Below are 17,071 nucleotides of genomic sequence, written 5' to 3' on the forward strand. Positions count from 1 at the left end.
GTTTTCTTAAATACCGTCGAATTTCCCGGGCTACGCCGGGAACCGTTCAAATCGTTCGATACCACTGATAAACGTCCCGAATCGTATCCGTTAAATCGTAATTAGGTTCCCATCCGAGTTGTTGAAGTTTGTTATTGTCTCCGAAAAGACGTTTCATTTCCGCAGGACGAAAACGAGAAGGATCGACTTCCACTGGAATTTTCGTACCGGAAGCGGAAATGATTTTATCCAACACGTCTCGGATTACGACTTCCTTGCCGGAACAAATATTGTAAATTTCTCCGGGTTTCCCTTTTTCGGCCAGGATCCGATACGCGCGCACAACGTCCCTCACATCCAAAAAATCCCTCGTAGACGATAGATCTCCGACTAGAATTTTTCTTTCGGACTCGGAGCGTTTAAGAGCCTCCAAAACCTGTGAACAAAAATTAGGAATCACAAAATTAAGACTTTGTTTAGGACCCGTATGATTGAACGGTCTCGCAATGACAACTTCAAGTTCGGGAATCCATCGATGATATTGTAGGCAATAAATTTCCGCACAAGACTTCGAGGAAGAATACGGATTGAGAGGAGAAGAAGAGACGGACTCTTGAACGGGAAGGCAAAACTCGGGAACGTTTCCATAGATGTCGGAAGAGGAAACGTAAACGAAACGAATTTTCTTTTTTAGGGAACGTAAAGATTCCAATAGATTCAACGTTCCGTGTACGTTAATGTCCAACGTCTCACCGGGATCTTCCACCGCCTTAGGAACAAAAGGTTGTGCGGCGAGATGAAAGACAACGTTCGGTGAAAACTCATGAACGATGGAACGAACCTGATCTAAATTTCGTATATCACAAACTACGGATCGATACGATCTAGGAAATTCAAAATCACCTTCTCTATCGGGTCCCGGTTGAATTCCGATCCCTAAAAAATCGGTATAGGAATGTTTTAATTCCTTCAGCAGATAACCGCCTACAAACCCTGCCGCTCCCGTAATAAGGCACTTCATAGAATTCTTGCTTTTCCGTAAAAATACTGTTGTTTTAGAAAATGAATAAAAAACAATCGAATAAAATTCTCTCCCCTTTTGAGCATGGAAGATAAATTTCAGGAACTATTCGAAATCAGAGATTCTAGGATCAACGTGCGCGAGATCATGGAAGAAATCGAATCCAAGCTCAAGAAAAATCCTTCCACAAAAGAAGATATAGAAAAACTCACTCATTGGAAATTCTCACCCCCAAGTCCGGAGGGTTACAGAGATTTCGATCCGGCGGAAATCGCCCATCTTTTTGAAAAAGGAATCGCTCCTCCGAAATTTTCCAATCCTAAACTTCGATTCGTACGCGGACCGCTCAAATGGCTTTTGATTCGTTTTGCGGAATTCTATTCTTTTTTAGATAAAAAACTTTCCGAAAACAGAACCCGCGCTTTCTACAGTGTGTTACACGAATTGATTTTAATCCGCTGCGAAAATCAAAATCTAAAAAGAAAGATGGAATCTTTTTATTCCGAATTCTTAGAATGGAACCAAGCCGTCGGAAAAGAAGTCAGACCCGAATTTCTTTGGGCCAACGAAAATCTTTACTCGGAAGATTCGGTTGAAGAAAGCGAAAATTTCCTATTGGAATCCATCGATCCTTCCGAAAAAATTTTAGTTTTATCTCCGGGTTGGGGAAAAATACTCAAACAACTTTTAAAATCGGGTTTCAAATTCGATTCGGTCAGTTGGAACAAATCCTGTTCGGAATTTATCGGAAATTCGGTAACGATAAACGTCAAACTGGAAGAGCCGGGATCGATTCCGAAAGATTGTTCAGAATATTCTAAAGTTATAATATATGAAAACTTATCGATTCATCCTCATTGGCTGATTGAAAAGACCCTCAGAGCTCTCAGCCTCCACGTTTCATCCGGAACGGAAATTCGTTTCCGATTTTCAAACGAGAATTCCAATTATCCTTCTCCGTTTTTGCCCTTGAGACTCACTAAAATTCAGGAACCTCTGATCCGGGACTATCTCAAACAACTCGGTTTTAGGAACATCATAGAAAAAAAATCGGAAGACGGTTTCACCGTTCTTTCGTTTCGAAAATGAAAGTTTATCAACACGTAACCGAATTTCGGGACGGAGACGGAATCGGAAACGACATCAAAGGAATTAGAAACGTCCTCGAAAACTTAGGAGTTTCGAACTCAGTCGTTTGTCTCAAAAATTTTTCGAAAGAATCTTTTCCTATCGAAGTTCATCCGACTTCTTCCCGTTTTTCCCGAAACGACGTGCACATACTGAACTACGGAGGTTCCGGTTATCCTCTGAATTGGTTCCGGAATCTTCCCGGAAAAAAAATCCTTCGTTATCAGAGTTTTACTCCGGCGAGTTACTTTAAGAATTTTGTAAGTCCTGAAATTTACAACACCCTTCAACTCGAAGAAAAACGTTCCCTGTTGGAATTGTATTCGCTTAAAAACGAAACGAATTTGTTTTTACCTTCTTCCCGATTTAATGCGAACTTCCTACAATCCCTAGGAGCGGAAAACACACTCGTTCTTCCCATCGTAAAAAAGTATTCGATTCGGGAAAAAATCACAAAGGACAAAAGAGAATTTACGATCGGATTTATCGGAAGGATTTCGCCCAATAAAAAAACGGAAGACCTTTTGGAATTACTCGAATCGATTTTAAAACTCAGACAAAACGTTCAACTCCTGATCTGCGGAAACGTTCCCCGGGCTTTCCAAGAATATTATAATTTTCTTAAGAATATTATCTTACGCAAACGACTGACGGGGAACGTTCAAATCCGTCTGAACGCGAACGACGCCGAAATGGAATCCTTTCTTAACTCCATGGATTTATACGTTTGTATGAGCGAACACGAAGGTTTCAACATTCCCGTTTTGGACGCGTTCGGAGCCGGGATTCCCGTGATCTCTTATTACGCCGCGGCGACTCCGGAAACGATGAAAACCGGGGGAATTCTTTTCAAAAATAAATCCTCCGCCGCCATGAACCTGCTCGCAGGTTTGATCGATAACCTTTTGGAAAAAAAAACGTTACGAGAACGAATCTCTGAAAAGGAACAAGAGATCGTCGAAGAATACAATTCCTTTCCGTTCGAGAACCTTTTCAGAGAGAAAGTTCTGGTATGAGACAGGTTCAGCAATTTTCGGCCGGTTTTAATCCCGGCGATGCGATCAGCAATCAAATGCTCGAGATCCGAAACTACTTAAGAGATTTGGAATATAAAGGAGATATATTTTCCGAAAATATAGGCGCGTCCAAACTTCCTTTCGTAAAAAAATATAAAACATACGGTAAATCTCCGAAAGATATTTTATTCTATCATCATTCGATTCATTCGGGAGTTTTCGATTTTTTAAGAAGTTTCAGATCTCCCAGAGTTCTGATTTATCATAACGTGACTCCGCATCATTTTTTCGAGTTCTACGACTTAAAAATGAGTTACCTTTTAAAAAAGGGAAGAGAAGATTTAAAAAAAATGAAAGAGAGATTCGATCTCGTCTTTGCGGTTTCCAAGTTCAATCAAAAAGAATTGGAAGAATTAGAATTTCAGAATGTAGGAATTCTTCCGATCACGTATCAACTTTCCGAAAATTTCCCGAAAATCGAAAGGTCCAATTCTCCCGTCAAGAAGTTCCTATTTGTCGGGAGGATCACTCCCAATAAAAAACAGGACGATTTAATCCGACTTGCTTACGCGTATAAATCCATGATCTCGGATCGATTTCAATTTTATCTCGCGGGTTTCAGTTCGAGGGAGTTGTATCTTTATCGGGAAGAATTGGAAAGGATGTTGGACTTTTACGATCTGAGAAAAAACGTGTTGATCACCGGTTTTCTTTCCGACGTCGAATTGAACAATCTCTATCAAGAAGCGGACGTTTTCGTTTCCATGAGCGAACACGAAGGCTTCTGCGTTCCTTTGATTGAAGCCATGGTTCATAGAATTCCAATTCTTGCATATTCCGGAGGAGCGGTTCCCGAAACTTTGAACGGCGCCGGAATTATTTTTACGGAAAAAAAATTTCCGGACCTTGCAATTTTGCTCGATAAGATTTTGACCGATCTTTCCTTTCAAAATAAAATTTTAACAAACCAAGACATTCGTTTGAAAGAATTCAAAAAAACGAATTCGAAATCCGTTCTTAAGAAAACCATTGAAACCCTCTCTTAAAAAAATCGCGGTCGTTTCTCCGATTTTTTCGGACCAGGTTTCCGGAGGTTCGGAAAAACTCATCTTTCAATTCGTGGAATTGTTGGCCGCGGATTTCGAAATCACGGTTTTAACGACTCGCAGTTTGGATTATATCACTTGGAAAAATTCGATTCCGATCGAGGAAAAAAATTTATTTCACGAAGGAACAAATCTTTCCAAACCGATTCGTTTCGAAAAAAGATCCTCTTCCTTAGGCGGAAAATATAAGGTTCTTCGGTTCACCGTTGAAAAACAAAGAAACATAGAAAAATTCGATCGGCTTTCCAAAAAGATTTTGGCTCATCAAAACAAGGAAAACGTCCGTCACTGGTTACGGGAACAAGGCCCTTACGTTCCGGAACTGATTCAATTTATCGAATCTAGAAAAAGCGAGTACGACCTTTTTTTCTTTGTGAGTTATCTTTATTATCCTTTGGTCTTCGGGTTACCTTTGGTCGCCGAAAAATCCGTCGTAATTCCTACGTTTCACGACGAGGCGGCGGCTTATCTTCCGATATATAAGGAAGTTCTAACGGACCAAAGCTCGTATTCGTTCAACACCCCGGAAGAATTGGAAGTTTTTCGTAACGTTCTCGGATACGAACCGAGTACGTATTCTATCATCGGAATGAATCTCAACTTGGATCGATACTGGGACGAATCGGTTTCAAAAAGGAAGTTTAATATTTTTGAAAGTTCAAATCCATCCGAAAATTTCAAAACCTCGAGTTCTTCCAAAAACATACAAAGCTCGAATTCGCAAGAGCGTTCGAAAGTTTCCAATACGAGAACAATTTCGTCCGCTTCTAAGGAGGTCCCTTTTTTACTCTACGTCGGTCGCGTGGATCAAGGTAAGGGTTTTTTGGAAATGGCGGAATGGTTCGTGGAATGGAAAAAGAACACGGAATTTCCTCACAAACTCAAAATCGCCGGAAAGATCGTCTCCAAAATCCCGAGCAAAATATTAGAAAATCAAAATATAGATTTTTTGGGGTTCGTAGAGGAACCGATCAAACTCGAACTTCTTCAGAGTTGCGCGTGTTTGATCAACTCCTCCCCTTTGGAAAGTTTTTCCATCGTTCTCATGGAAGTTTGGTTAAACGGAAAACCGGCGCTCGTTAACGGTAGATCGGACGTTCTCAAAGGACATTGCCTCAGAAGCAACGGCGGACTTTTTTATTCCGATCGAAAAAGTTTTTTTGCGACCTTGGATTACATCTTGGACCACCCGAATGAATCGATCGAAATGGGCGCGAACGGAAAAAAATACGTGGAACAAAATTTTAATCCGAAAACCGTTAAGGAAAAATTGCTGCGATTGATCGATAGAACGATTCAGAAAAAATACGCGGGCTCATAAAATATCTTTTTATACTTTATGAATTTTATATATTCAAATTAAATAATTGTCCGCAAAATTGGGGTTATATTAAAAATTTATCCTAAAACCTTACGAAATACGGGATATAAAACCAACGTCGAACTTACTAAACGCCTCTCTATGGATCGACATCCGGGCAAACAACACTTTAGTTTAAGCTACCGACTTCGTTACACTCTATTATAATTTACTTATGAGATGATCCTAACTCAAATCGTAAAGATAATCCCCCATTCCCATTCCTTCCATCATCTTTTCGTGAATGTGTCCGTTGCTCGCGACTAAGTTCGGTATATAAGGAGTAAACGTATTACCGTCGTATGTCGACATCCTTCCCCCCGCTTCGGCAAGAATCACGGACGCCGCAGCCATGTCCCAAGGTTTTAAACCCTCTTCCCAAAACGCGTCGAACCTCCCTTCCGCGACCCAACAAAGATCAAGTCCGGCGGCTCCGGTTCTTCGAACGCCTCTCGTCTTCAATAAAAAGTTTCTATAAAAAAACATAAGACGATCGATTTTCTTTTCTCGATCATACGGAAATCCCGTACAGAGCAAGGATTGTTTCAGAACTTTCGTATTCGAAACGGCGATTCGTTTTTGATTTTTAAACGCCCCGTAACCTTTGCGAGCATGATAGATTTCGTTCATCGCGGGAAGCGGAACGATTCCCATTACAACCTCCTTGTTTTCCTGATTTTCCAATCCGATACATGCGCAGTACAAAGGAAGTTTATGAGAATAATTGATAGTTCCATCCAGGGGATCGATGATCCATTTAAAAACGGAACTTCCTTTTTTATCGGTTCCTTCTTCTCCTAAGATACCGTCCTCGGGAAACATTTTTTCGATTTCGTCTATGATTCTCTTTTCGGATCCCTGATCCGCTTTCGTTACGAGATCGATTTCTCCTTTGTAAACAATTTCAAGATCGGCCTCTTCCTGAGTGGTCGCCAAAAATTCCATCACCTTGGGAACAAAGTTCAGGAAATGTTCGTATCTGATTTTGATTTCGTTGTCTAAGCTCATTCTTTCTCCAGGAATTTTCTGGCCTTTTCTCTGTGTTCTTCTCGAATCGCGGACTGAACACTTGCCAGTACGGCCGCAATCACTCCCGCGTCATCCAGAAATCCCGCGCCCGGTATAAAATCCGGAACCGCATCAAGCGGAGAAATAAAATAAGCGAGTGCCCCCGCGATGATAAGTTTGGTTCGAAGAGGTGTTTCCGAATCCATCATGGAATAATAAAGGGCCACAAGATCTTCCGTAAACGGTATTTTGGACATTACGGATTTTAATTTCGGCCAAAATTCCCTTTTTACATTTTCAATCAAATCCATAAAAGGTTCCTTTTCTTTTAAATCGATGATTTCTCTCTTGTCCCAAATTCTACGTCCGGATATCAAGAAAGAAAGATGATTTTTATTTCCGTCGCACTTTTCTCGGAAGCGAAACCCTTGATCGAAACGTTGGGGTTGAAAATTTTCCGGGACAAAACCCCCTTTCCGGTCTTCCAAAACGAAAGTCATACGTTGGTCGTTTCCGGAACGGGCAAAATTCATTCGGCCATGTCCGTCGCATTTTTGTTAAACGAATTCAAAAATTCGATCATAGATTCTTCCTGGATTTTGAACTTCGGAACCTGCGGCGCCCCGAAAGTATTTTCCAAAATCGGAGAATCCTTTTTGATCCATAAAATCACGGACGAAGGTTCGTCCAAAAGCGTTTATCCCGATATTCTTTTTAAATCTCCGATCCTCGAATCGCCTTTATTAACCGTAGATAAACCCGTATTCGAAAACGAAACTTCCGAACTTCCGGACACGTTAGTCGACATGGAAGCCTTCGGTTTTTTTCAAGCTTCCAGAAAATTCTTTTCTTCGGATAGGATTCGGATCGTAAAAACGGTTTCGGATCATTTTACGAAATTGGAATCTTCCCGAGAAACAAACGTTTCCGATAAGATTTCGCGGATCATCGAAGATACGATTCCTAAAATTCATTCGATTCTTGTAATCCCCGTGTCGAGAAGCGCCGAGATCGATTTAAAACCGGATGAAACATCCGCATTTTTGCATATAATCGAAATTTTACGTTTATCGGAAACGGAAACGATTCAGTTGAAAGACTGGATGATCGGTTATAAAATCAGAACCGGAAATTCTCCCAAACAAGGTCTTGCTATTTTGAAAAGTCAAAACGGGATCTTGAACTCGGAAAAAATCGGAGTCAAAACGAGAGAGGAAGGTAAAAAGGGACTACATGCACTCAAACAATTTTATCAGTCCTAAAAGATTCTCTCATATTTATGTGGAAGATTCCGCAAAGGACCATCCGAAAACTTCGGAGATTCTTTCCAAATTTCCCGAGTCGGTTACGATCCCGATCGATTCCTACAAGGAAGTATTCAATCCCTCCTCTCAAAATTTTCAGGCCCAGAAAAGAAGTCCGAAACTCATATTAGCAAAACGGAAAGAACAATTTTTGTATTCCGGTTCGGGAGTCGCTCCCGACTTCGGTTATAAATTCTTTTATTACAACGCTCTTGTTTTGAATTGTCCTTACAACTGTTCTTATTGTTATCTTCAAGGAATGTATTCCTCCGCCAATCTGGTGGTTTTCGTAAACAACGAAGAATACATCCGAAAAACCGAGGAACAACTCAAACTTTCAAATCCCCTTTATCTTTGTATTTCTTACGATACGGATCTTTTGGCTTTGGAAAATACATTAGGATATTGTAAAGAATGGATTTTGTTTGCGAATTCGAATCCGGACCTAATCGTTGAAATCAGAACCAAAAGCGCCAACTTCAAATCCATCTCCGATCTGAAACCGACTTCGAACGTTATTCTCGCTTGGACCCTTTCGCCGGATTGTGTGGTCGAGGAACACGAACCGTTGACTCCGAGACTTTCATCCAGATTGAAAAATATCAGGGACGCTTTGAACGCGGGTTGGCAGGTTCGTATTTGTATCGATCCGATCTTGAACGTCCCGAATTGGAAATCCGTTTATTCGGAATCGATTCGAAAAATTTTCGAGGAAATTCCGGGAGAAAAACTGAGGGAAGTCAGCCTTGGGTCCTTTCGGATGAATTCGGATTATTTTAAGAATTCCAAAAAACGCAGACCGGATTCTTACTTATTTTATCTTCCGATGAGTACTCGCGAAGGAGTAAAATCGTATCCGGAGGAGTTGGAAAAAAAAATGTTCGCAGTCGTCCAAAAAGAACTCGAAAATTTCGTTCCTCCGGAAAAAATCCACAAACTACCCGCAAGCTCCGAATGAATCCCGACTTAAAAACTAACTACTCTTTGGCGATCGTAACCGGCTCTTCCCAAGGAATCGGAAAAGCGATTTCGGAATTTTTAGTTTCCAAAGGTTACAAAGTAATCGGGATTTCCAGAACGGAACCGAATTCATCCGTTTTAAAAGATTCCCCTTTGTATAAACACGTCGTATTGGATCTTTCGAACACAAAGGAAATCGAATTCAAATTATTGAATATTATAGAAAAAGAACCTCCTCTGAAAATTTTGGTAAACAACGCGGGTTCGGGTAATTTTTCTCCGCATGAGGAAATTCCTTTCGATGAATTGGAAAGGATGCTCGTCGTCAATTTTGTTTCTCCGATTCTCATCACGAAATTATTTCTAAGGGATTTAAAGAAGAACAAAGGTTGGATCTTTCAAATTCATTCGATCTCGGCCTTGAAAGAATCCGTTCGAGGAGCCGCATACGCCGGAACCAAGGCGGGACTCAGGCATTTCGGATTAAATTTATTCGAGGAAATCCGAAAGTCGGGAGTCAAATTGATAAGCATCAACCCTGACATCGTAAACACCGAGTTTTACGAACGACTGGATTTCGAAAACGATTCGGATCCGGATTCTTATCTGAACGTTTCCGAAATTTTGAACGCGTTCGAGTATGCTCTTTCAAGTCCGGAAAATTTAGGTTTTACCGAAATTACGATTCGTCCCCGATACCATCGCGTTTCGAAAAAACCTTTCGTTCGTAAAAACGAAAACAAGTCCGAAACTTTCGATAAAAGCAAAACCGAAACTTTTGTTCAGAAGGATGAAAACGATCCGAAGGAGGAAAAAAATTGAACCGCGGCGAACTGAACGTCGCTCTCGTACAATGCGATCTTTCTTGGGAAAACCGGGAAACCAACTACGAACACGTTCGAAATCTGATTCATTCCACTCTTAAAAAAAAGTCGGACGAAAATCCGGATTTGATTTTGCTTCCCGAAACCTTTGCGACCGGATTTACGATGAGATCGGAAAGGATCGCGGAACCGGACGAAGGTTCGACCGAAACCTTCTTAAGAGAAATCGCAAAAGATACTCGTGCGACGATCTGCGCGGGTTGGATTCGAAAAAATCCGGAAGGAAAACCGTTCAACACGGTCAGCGTCGTAAGTCCGAACGGAGAAATCGTATTACGTTATTCTAAAATTCATCCGTTTACTTTCGGCGGAGAGGATCGTCACTATAACTCCGGTTCGGAAATCATAAGTTACGATCTGAACGGTTTTAGGATCACTCCTTTTATCTGTTACGATATTCGTTTTCCGGAAATCTTTCGGAGACTCGCGGGAGAAACGGATATATTTACCGTTCACGCAAACTGGCCGACCTCGAGAATTCATCACTGGGAACTGATTTTAAAAACGAGGGCGATCGAAAATCAGGCTTACGTTTTCGGTGTCAATCGGATCGGAATCGCGGGACACGACAAAAGTGTTCCTCACAACGGCCATTCCCTTGCGGTGGCGCCTAACGGAGATTTTGAGGACGCGGGCGAAAACACGGAGACGATCCTATTTTACAAGGCTCATAAAAAATCGATTTTGGATTATAGGGAAAATTTTCCGGTTCTTGCGGATCGTAAGGATCAAAACCTAATTCGAATCAGAATAGCGGAGCGTTCTTCTCAAATCTAAGAAACCTTTCGCTGAGTGGAAGAATTGCTTCGATTTTTTCTCCCGTAAACGGATCCTTGAATTTGAGATAATAGGAAAAAAGTTGTAATCCGTACGATTCGAATTGGGAACCCGCTCTCGAATACAATAAATCTCCCACAACCGGACATCTCTGACTTTGAAAATGAATTCTGATTTGATGGGTTCTTCCCGTTTCCAAACCCACTTCTACAAAACTGAATTTTCTTCCGGAACGAGAGTTGATGTATTTTAGAACTTTATAATGTGTTACGGATCTTCTTCCTTTCGGAGATACGGTCATCTTTAATCTTTCCACCGGATGTCTTGCAATCGGCAAATCGATGGTTCCCGCTTCCTCCGGAGGATGTCCTTGAACCCAAGCGTAATATTTTTTTTCGATTTCTCTTTTCCTGAAAAGTTCGGAAAGTTTTCCGTGGGCCCGATCGTTTTTGGCGATGAGAATCAATCCTTCCGTGGGTTTATCCAATCGATGTACGATTCCGGGTCTTGTTTCTCCTCCTGCCTTTGACAATTCCTTAAAGTGATAGAGAAGTCCGTTGACTAAACTTGGAGAACGATCGCCCGGTCCGCTATGACTTGCGATTCCGGGAGGTTTGTGAATGATTAGAAAATTCTCTCTTTCTAAAATAACCGGTAACTCCATCGGGATCGGTTCCAAGTTGAGAGGAGGTCTTGGCGGGATGGAAAGGAAATATTGTTCTCCGGTTTTTACCTTCCAGGAACTTTTACCGAAAACTTTCTCGTCTTGATTGCGAACATACCCGGATTCGATCCATTTTTGAATGGTTGCCCGGGACACTTCGTCCCCGAATGAACATTTCAGGAATCGATCCAATCGATTTCCGGAAAATTCTTCCAATACCTCTGCTTTGAGTTCTAAGTTCATTAAAAATAAAAAAGGATTCCAGATTTTTACTGCACGCGTTTTTAGCACTCTAAAAAAACAGTTTCCATTTTCCTTCCTACACCTTAATATGACACACTGAAACCAAAACCCCTTAAATCTAAGGAAGGATAGAAACATGGTCAAAAAGATTTTGAATCTGATTCTGCTCGGTGCAATTGCATTTTCATTCACTCTTTGCTCCTCCGCTGAAAAAAAAGAGGAAACTGCCGCTCCGGAGCCGTCAGCACAAGAGCAGTCCGCTGCAGCTAACAGAAACGTAGACGTTAATTCTCCGGAAGCGATCGCCGATTCCTTAAACGAACAAGTGAAGGAATTTAGATATCCCGACGGAATGACTCGTCCCGGATTCAGTTACAAAAAGGCGGACGTTACCGCGGGTGATTTCAGCGAGTGGTCGAAAGTAAACGCTCCCGTAATCAAAGAAGGTCTTGGAAAACTTCCCGATAGTTACGCTCTTGAAATTACCGGACACACCGATGCGATCGGTCCGGAACAAGCTGAAGGCGCTAAAAAAGGGAATATCTTTTATTCCGAACTTCGTGCAAACGCAGTTAAACAAGCCCTGATCAAACAAGGAATTCCCGCTAACCGTATCATTACGAAAGGCGCCGGTTCTTCCGAACCTGTTTCCGGGCTCGATGCGAAAGACGCTAAAAACAGAAGAGTTACCTTCCGTTTCGCTACTTCCGCTCCACAACAATAAAGTCGATCAACCGAAAATCCGATTCGATTCAAAAGGGCCGATGAGAAATCATCCGCCCTTTTTTATTTAGAACTTGTCTCAAAACACCAAACAATCGCAGAGATTCGCGGCCATCGGTTGGTTGGGGACAAGTTCTTATTTTTCCCGAATTGGCAAACAACTTTATTATGGATTTTGAATGCTTTTAAATCCGGATTGTAGAGTTTTGCCTCTTAAAGTAAGTGTTTCATTCTTATAAGGCATACATGGGATTTTATAATCGAAACACTGATCTCCCGCTTCGGGAATAAAAACTTCCAAATCATTAACTTTAATCGTTTTGAAATCCAGATTCGGAGGAGTTTCAATCTTTCGAGGATGAACCAAAAGAACGGAATTTTCCGCAATGAATCGTTTGAACCTACTGTAAGTTCTACGGTTCAGTAAGGAAACAAGGATTATGATTAAACAAAAAGCAAGAATTATTTTTGATAGATTCTTTATTTTTAAAATGTTTATCGAATGAAGTTTGATTCTAAAGTTTAAATAAAAGAGCGGCGAAATCGCCGCTACACCGAGAAATGCTTTGCCGAATCTTAGATCAGGAGCGAGAAAAATCCAAAAGATTACACCGACCGAAGAAGTGGAAAGTATGATGAACGTTTGAAAATTTATTTTTATCTTTTTCAATAAACTAAAAATAAAGGCCAACGCCGGAAATAGAAGCGATACAATTAGAAAGAGCTGAATCAATACGGATTTATTCTTCCACCAAATTGGAAACCACTCCCAAAACTTCATCCCGGAAGCTTCTACGTATCCTTCGCCTGGATTTCTTGCCCATCCCGTTATGGCTAATTTTTCGGAAATAACATTCCCTAACGGAACTTTCCAATCGAAGTTGAAAAGATCGATAGCGGGAAAAGGATAAATCAAATAACCCGATAAGATGATATTCCGAATCAACCAAGGTAAAAGAATCAGCGATATAACCGAGGTTATCAGAAATAATTTATCTTTCTCAAATCTGAATTGAATCATTAAAATGAAAACCGGTAAAAGAAGCGGTACCGTTGCCAATTTGACGCTGATCGTATATACGGACAAAATGATCGATGAAAATAATCTTTCAAACTTAAATCCGAACCGTCATCTTCGCTTTTTGGCAGGTTTGTCAAAACATACAAAGGAAATACAATCGAAATCAAATCGAGCGTAGGTGACGATATATTTACAATCTGATCTAATATCAGGGCAAACGCGATTGTGTTTATCAAGAACGAATTCGTAAATCCTTCTCGTTTTGCAATCGTATGAATTCTACTTATATAATGTAAAACTAATATTGAATAAATGGTGAAATTTACAGAAAAGATTTCTTGATTAAAAATATCCCTTAAGGACGTAAGTGCAAAAATCGTAAATACGTTGGGATTAAATCCGAATCTCCCGTGTATGTTTGCAAGACCGGGAACAACCGCATACTCTTCGATCCATTTTATAGATTGAATATGATATAGCCCTGAGTCGTATGGAAACGGAGGGTTTAAGGAGAAGATCAGTGCATATACAATAAAGGGAGCTGCTATGACAAGAACGAGACTCTTATGAATGAATTTAAACGTTAATATCTTAAAATTTTCTTTTACAAAATACAAAAGGATGGAACAGAAAATCAAAAATACCAACAAGATCCATATGGATATCGGAAAGAATAATGATACAAAGGATGCGAACGTGTTCGCTACGGACAAGCCTATGAAAACTTTATCGGTAAATTGAAATTTTACTTTCAAAACTCTTTCAGTTGCGCTTCCAAAAGAAATAAAGACATATAAAGATAGGACGGTGGAAATTAAAATGGCGAGCATATAAAAATATGTTTTGATTTTCGAAGAAGCGATTGTTTTTGAAACTAAATCCTATACGTTTGTTTTTGGGAATAAAGACTTCATTTTTAAGAATCAATGTTTCTTTCTTAAAAGTTCGTAGGACTAACCTTAGGAACTTTGCGTTATTCATTTTGAATAACTTTTTCTATTGATTGCTAGTGTATAAAAAAGTAAACGATAACTTTACAGTAAAGACAATTATTTCCCAGCCCAAGTCTTTTACGATATGTTTTGGTTAGAATCGTTGTTTAAAAAAGGAGCATTTGTGTCGGGTGATGTGTTCTCTCTTGTTACAATATTTAATCCATATATTTAAGTCTTTTTGAAGTTTTGATCGTATTGTGTTTTACGAGCCATGCTTCGTATCCTTTTTTTTTGACGCACAGCCGTGTCCACCAATTCGGGGAGAGATTCAGAGTGTCCTAAAACTATTTAGGATTTTTGTTCCTTGCTGATTTTATAAAGGTTTTAGGACACACTCACTCTTATTACAATTAAAGCTACATTATTGGTACGCGGACTATTGATTACATCGAAGGAACTATATTTTACAAGACCCTTTTGGCAAACACATAAGGAAATGCTGATAGACCGCGTGCGTCGGTTGTTTTACCTGTGCGCGGTGTTCCGTTAGTTCCGTCGCTTTTCGCATCTTTAACAATTTGCGTTCCTAATGGACTACCAGCATAATCACCTCCTTGAATATAACTTCTTGACGTAGTGATATCTTGACTCATATAATCACCGCCGATTGTTGTATGCCAATGTCCCTGAAACCGATCTCTTCTCCTCAACCCACCGATCCATTCACCATCCGCATCCATCACGGAAACAAACCCTCTACCTTGAACTGTAAAATGACGAACCTGATTGGTGATCGTAGTTCCTTGAATCGCATCGGGCAATCGATGTTTGTAAAAACGAACCTTGACACCTGAAAGAGAACCGCTTGAATTCGCGGCGGCACAAGTAAAACTGATCGTTCTGCTCGCGGAGGAAAGAGCCGTAATCGCAAGCGTCGCGTTCGCCGGAACACCGCCGATGGTTTGTAAAAGAGTTCCGGTCATCCAATTCGTGAAAGAACCGTGAACTAGATTATCTTCCGCTAATGCGTCGATCATCTTTTGACAAGCCGTTGTGTTCGCAAACGTAACCGTGAGAACGTTACTCGCGATTGTATAACTGATTGCATCAAAGTCGGTTACGTTGGTTCCTAACGGTTCGTAACGAAACGGTTTATTCAACCAATACGAAACCAAATCGGGCATTCCACCCGTTCCGGTCGAGTTGATCAACTGATCCGGACAAGCCAAACAAAACGCTGGAAAATCAGTCGATGGCGTCTTTAGCTCATCCATCCAAAACATCTCACCCAAAAATTTACGTTCCTGTTTGAAAACGACGTCTACAAAATTCTTAAAGAAAAGATATACCTGATTGATCGCTTTAACGAACTTCAACGGATTATTCACATCCGGATTGATTCCCGCTACGATGTCAGCATGTAAATCCGTAACCAGTCCTGTTTTTACGGAAGTCGCTTGTTTTTCTTCGATAATTTCGTTATCCTTAATACGACGCCCTTTGACTCCGCGATAAACCCTTAGATCATTGCCTAACGTTACGATACCGGACGCATTCGTGGAAATCGCCCTCAGGGCAACGTCACCGGACACCAAGACACCTTGTCGAGCTATAATTTCAAAGGAATTATCTCTCCAAACAATCGGGCCGTCATCCGGCATGTTTAGAGGATTTGAATATTCCGTTTCTTGAAACTTATGTCGAACGACTATGGAACAAGACGCGTTGATCGGCACGAGGATACCTATCGTCGGCGGAATCTCGATTCTTTTGCCATTTTCGTCATAGGCAATCAGAGTATCCGTTAGATCGACTCTGTTGGTAAGGGAACCGACGGCGATATTTCCTCCGCAGTCGATTCCCGGTCCAAAAGCCTCCAGATCTCGGTTGATGATTTCCTGACTTTTTGATTCCTGTTCTTTTTTCCAATCTTCCGGAAAAACCCGTTTACCGACGTTTGGAAATTCTATTCCTGATAATTTATCCATTGATGGCTCCTCCGAGTAAAAATTCGATCGAAATCGATTCTGATTCGTTATAAAGAATACTTTCTTTCATTTTATGCCGTTCCCTATTGTAGTTATTCGCTCTCTTTCGATTTCTTGCACCGACCGCTCATTGATTCCTTTTAGCGAAAAATTTAATTTCCAATCCAACCCCTTGGATCACTTTATAAAATACTCTTCTAATAAATCAGAAGAATTAAAATATACATTTTTCCTTTTTCGGGATCGATGTGTAATTGAAACGGAAACATTCCTTCTTTTACAAAACTCTCCTTACAAACACATAAGGAAATGCTGATAGACCGCGTACGTCCGTTGTTTTACCTGTGCGCGGTGTTTCGTTGGTTCCGTCGGAAATTGCAGCACGTATTGAATTACCGGGAGAAGTTCCGTTTGAACTCGCACTTGTTGCAGAGTTCGGTCCAGCGCCCCAATTGATAGCTGTAGTTCCATTGATGGATGAGTTATTGGAGTTTAAATATAACTCATGTCCGTGCCCCTGAAACCGATCTCTTCTCCTCAACCCACCGATCCACTCACTGTCTGCATCCATCACGGAAACAAATCCTCGGCCCTGCATCGAAAAATGACGAACCTGATTGGTGATCGTAGTTCCCGCAGTCATATCCGGTAATCGGTGTTTGTAAAAACGAACTTTCACACCCGAAAGAGAACCGCTGGAATTTGCAGCGACACAAGTAAAACTGATCGTTCTACTCGCGGAGGAAAGAGCCGTAATCGCAAGCGTCGCATTCGCCGGAACTCCTCCGATGGTTTGTAAAAGAGTTCCGGTCATCCAATTCGTGAAAGAACCGTGAACTAAATTATCTTCCGCTAATGCATCGATCATTTTCTGACAAGCCGTTGTGTTCGCAAACGTAACCGTGAGAACGTTACTCGCGATTGTATAACTGATTGCATCAAAGTCGGTTGTGT

Annotated in this window: 14 protein-coding genes and 2 pseudogenes; 9 read left to right on the forward strand and 7 right to left on the reverse strand. The window is 40.9% G+C overall.

Features of this window, described 5'->3' with window-relative positions; translation table 11 throughout:
* Positions 1-46: 46 nt before the first annotated feature.
* Complete coding sequence (locus tag LEP1GSC060_RS09455; protein WP_003001880.1) at positions 47-1,000, reverse strand: GDP-mannose 4,6-dehydratase; 954 nt, start codon at positions 998-1,000, stop codon at positions 47-49.
* A gap of 84 nt (positions 1,001-1,084) precedes the next feature.
* Between LEP1GSC060_RS09455 and LEP1GSC060_RS09460 the strand changes: the two genes are divergently transcribed.
* Genes LEP1GSC060_RS09460 through LEP1GSC060_RS09475 form a run of 4 tightly spaced genes read left to right on the forward strand, consistent with a single transcriptional unit; the run spans position 1,085 to position 5,571 of the window.
* On the forward strand, positions 1,085-2,089 hold the full coding sequence (locus LEP1GSC060_RS09460; protein WP_003001705.1) for an LIC_10202 family protein: 1,005 nt from the start codon (positions 1,085-1,087) through the stop codon (positions 2,087-2,089).
* Positions 2,086-3,144, forward strand: coding sequence for a glycosyltransferase family 4 protein (locus LEP1GSC060_RS09465; protein WP_003001770.1), 1,059 nt, complete (start codon positions 2,086-2,088; stop codon positions 3,142-3,144). Before LEP1GSC060_RS09460 ends, LEP1GSC060_RS09465 begins: the two co-directional genes overlap by 4 nt.
* Positions 3,141-4,190: a glycosyltransferase family 4 protein gene (locus LEP1GSC060_RS09470; RefSeq protein WP_003001906.1), complete on the forward strand. Its 1,050-nt coding sequence runs from the start codon at positions 3,141-3,143 to the stop codon at positions 4,188-4,190. The genes LEP1GSC060_RS09465 and LEP1GSC060_RS09470 overlap by 4 nt, the downstream gene beginning before the upstream one ends.
* Complete coding sequence (locus LEP1GSC060_RS09475; RefSeq protein ID WP_003001992.1) at positions 4,174-5,571, forward strand: glycosyltransferase; 1,398 nt, start codon at positions 4,174-4,176, stop codon at positions 5,569-5,571. Before LEP1GSC060_RS09470 ends, LEP1GSC060_RS09475 begins: the two co-directional genes overlap by 17 nt.
* A gap of 225 nt (positions 5,572-5,796) precedes the next feature.
* On the opposite strand, the gene LEP1GSC060_RS09480 is transcribed toward LEP1GSC060_RS09475, so the two are convergent.
* On the reverse strand, positions 5,797-6,618 hold the full coding sequence (locus LEP1GSC060_RS09480) for an inositol monophosphatase family protein (protein WP_003001873.1): 822 nt from the start codon (positions 6,616-6,618) through the stop codon (positions 5,797-5,799).
* Positions 6,615-6,929 carry a YkvA family protein gene (locus LEP1GSC060_RS09485; RefSeq protein ID WP_036096019.1) on the reverse strand — a complete coding sequence of 105 codons (315 nt, stop codon included), beginning with the start codon at positions 6,927-6,929 and terminating at the stop codon, positions 6,615-6,617. The genes LEP1GSC060_RS09480 and LEP1GSC060_RS09485 overlap by 4 nt, the downstream gene beginning before the upstream one ends.
* Positions 6,930-7,004: 75 nt before the next feature.
* Between LEP1GSC060_RS09485 and LEP1GSC060_RS09490 the strand changes: the two genes are divergently transcribed.
* From LEP1GSC060_RS09490 to LEP1GSC060_RS09505, 4 genes are read left to right on the forward strand one after another with little or no spacing between them, the layout of a single operon-like run.
* Positions 7,005-7,880 carry a 5'-methylthioadenosine/S-adenosylhomocysteine nucleosidase family protein gene (locus LEP1GSC060_RS09490; RefSeq protein WP_036096006.1) on the forward strand — a complete coding sequence of 292 codons (876 nt, stop codon included), beginning with the start codon at positions 7,005-7,007 and terminating at the stop codon, positions 7,878-7,880.
* Positions 7,852-8,880, forward strand: coding sequence for an SPL family radical SAM protein (locus LEP1GSC060_RS09495; protein ID WP_003001727.1), 1,029 nt, complete (start codon positions 7,852-7,854; stop codon positions 8,878-8,880). The genes LEP1GSC060_RS09490 and LEP1GSC060_RS09495 overlap by 29 nt, the downstream gene beginning before the upstream one ends.
* Entirely contained in the window at positions 8,877-9,704 is an 828-nt protein-coding gene (locus tag LEP1GSC060_RS09500) for an SDR family oxidoreductase (RefSeq protein ID WP_003001788.1), read from the forward strand. Before LEP1GSC060_RS09495 ends, LEP1GSC060_RS09500 begins: the two co-directional genes overlap by 4 nt.
* Entirely contained in the window at positions 9,701-10,543 is an 843-nt protein-coding gene (locus LEP1GSC060_RS09505; RefSeq protein WP_003001661.1) for a carbon-nitrogen family hydrolase, read from the forward strand. Before LEP1GSC060_RS09500 ends, LEP1GSC060_RS09505 begins: the two co-directional genes overlap by 4 nt.
* Here the strand turns inward: LEP1GSC060_RS09505 and LEP1GSC060_RS09510 are convergent.
* The gene (locus LEP1GSC060_RS09510; protein WP_036096021.1) at positions 10,512-11,450 is read right to left on the reverse strand and encodes an RluA family pseudouridine synthase; all 939 of its coding nucleotides are present in this window, start codon (positions 11,448-11,450) and stop codon (positions 10,512-10,514) included. The two genes, LEP1GSC060_RS09505 and LEP1GSC060_RS09510, sit on opposite strands and share 32 nt — an antisense overlap.
* A 136-nt stretch (positions 11,451-11,586) precedes the next feature.
* Here LEP1GSC060_RS09510 and loa22 point away from each other — a divergent pair, with 136 nt between their 5' ends.
* Positions 11,587-12,174: an OmpA family outer membrane lipoprotein Loa22 gene (gene loa22 / locus LEP1GSC060_RS09515; protein WP_003001928.1), complete on the forward strand. Its 588-nt coding sequence runs from the start codon at positions 11,587-11,589 to the stop codon at positions 12,172-12,174.
* Between the two features lie 165 nt (positions 12,175-12,339).
* Here loa22 and LEP1GSC060_RS09520 read toward each other — a convergent pair.
* From LEP1GSC060_RS09520 to LEP1GSC060_RS20325, 3 genes and pseudogenes are all read right to left on the reverse strand, one after another.
* Positions 12,340-14,024: pseudogene (locus LEP1GSC060_RS09520) on the reverse strand (LIC_10190 family membrane protein).
* A gap of 569 nt (positions 14,025-14,593) precedes the next feature.
* Positions 14,594-16,117 carry a hypothetical protein gene (locus tag LEP1GSC060_RS09525; RefSeq protein WP_003001658.1) on the reverse strand — a complete coding sequence of 508 codons (1,524 nt, stop codon included), beginning with the start codon at positions 16,115-16,117 and terminating at the stop codon, positions 14,594-14,596.
* Between the two features lie 277 nt (positions 16,118-16,394).
* Positions 16,395-17,071, reverse strand: a pseudogene (locus tag LEP1GSC060_RS20325) (hypothetical protein); the annotation flags it as partial.

It is taken from the genome of Leptospira weilii serovar Ranarum str. ICFT (assembly GCF_000332415.1).
Classification (GTDB): Bacteria; Spirochaetota; Leptospiria; order Leptospirales; family Leptospiraceae; genus Leptospira; species Leptospira weilii_A.

Excerpts from the sequence above, each read along its gene's own strand:
- LEP1GSC060_RS09460 (WP_003001705.1), top strand. The coding sequence starts at position 1,085 with ATGGAAGATAAATTTCAGGAACTATTCGAAATCAGAGATTCTAGGATC.
- LEP1GSC060_RS09490 (WP_036096006.1), top strand. The coding sequence starts at position 7,005 with ATGATTTTTATTTCCGTCGCACTTTTCTCGGAAGCGAAACCCTTGATC.
- LEP1GSC060_RS09485 (WP_036096019.1), bottom strand. The coding sequence starts at position 6,929 with ATGGATTTGATTGAAAATGTAAAAAGGGAATTTTGGCCGAAATTAAAA.
- LEP1GSC060_RS09465 (WP_003001770.1), top strand. The coding sequence starts at position 2,086 with ATGAAAGTTTATCAACACGTAACCGAATTTCGGGACGGAGACGGAATC.
- LEP1GSC060_RS09495 (WP_003001727.1), top strand. The coding sequence starts at position 7,852 with ATGCACTCAAACAATTTTATCAGTCCTAAAAGATTCTCTCATATTTAT.
- LEP1GSC060_RS09470 (WP_003001906.1), top strand. The coding sequence starts at position 3,141 with ATGAGACAGGTTCAGCAATTTTCGGCCGGTTTTAATCCCGGCGATGCG.
- LEP1GSC060_RS09525 (WP_003001658.1), bottom strand. The coding sequence starts at position 16,117 with ATGGATAAATTATCAGGAATAGAATTTCCAAACGTCGGTAAACGGGTT.
- LEP1GSC060_RS09455 (WP_003001880.1), bottom strand. The coding sequence starts at position 1,000 with ATGAAGTGCCTTATTACGGGAGCGGCAGGGTTTGTAGGCGGTTATCTG.
- LEP1GSC060_RS09500 (WP_003001788.1), top strand. The coding sequence starts at position 8,877 with ATGAATCCCGACTTAAAAACTAACTACTCTTTGGCGATCGTAACCGGC.
- loa22 (WP_003001928.1), top strand. The coding sequence starts at position 11,587 with ATGGTCAAAAAGATTTTGAATCTGATTCTGCTCGGTGCAATTGCATTT.
- LEP1GSC060_RS09510 (WP_036096021.1), bottom strand. The coding sequence starts at position 11,450 with ATGAACTTAGAACTCAAAGCAGAGGTATTGGAAGAATTTTCCGGAAAT.
- LEP1GSC060_RS09480 (WP_003001873.1), bottom strand. The coding sequence starts at position 6,618 with ATGAGCTTAGACAACGAAATCAAAATCAGATACGAACATTTCCTGAAC.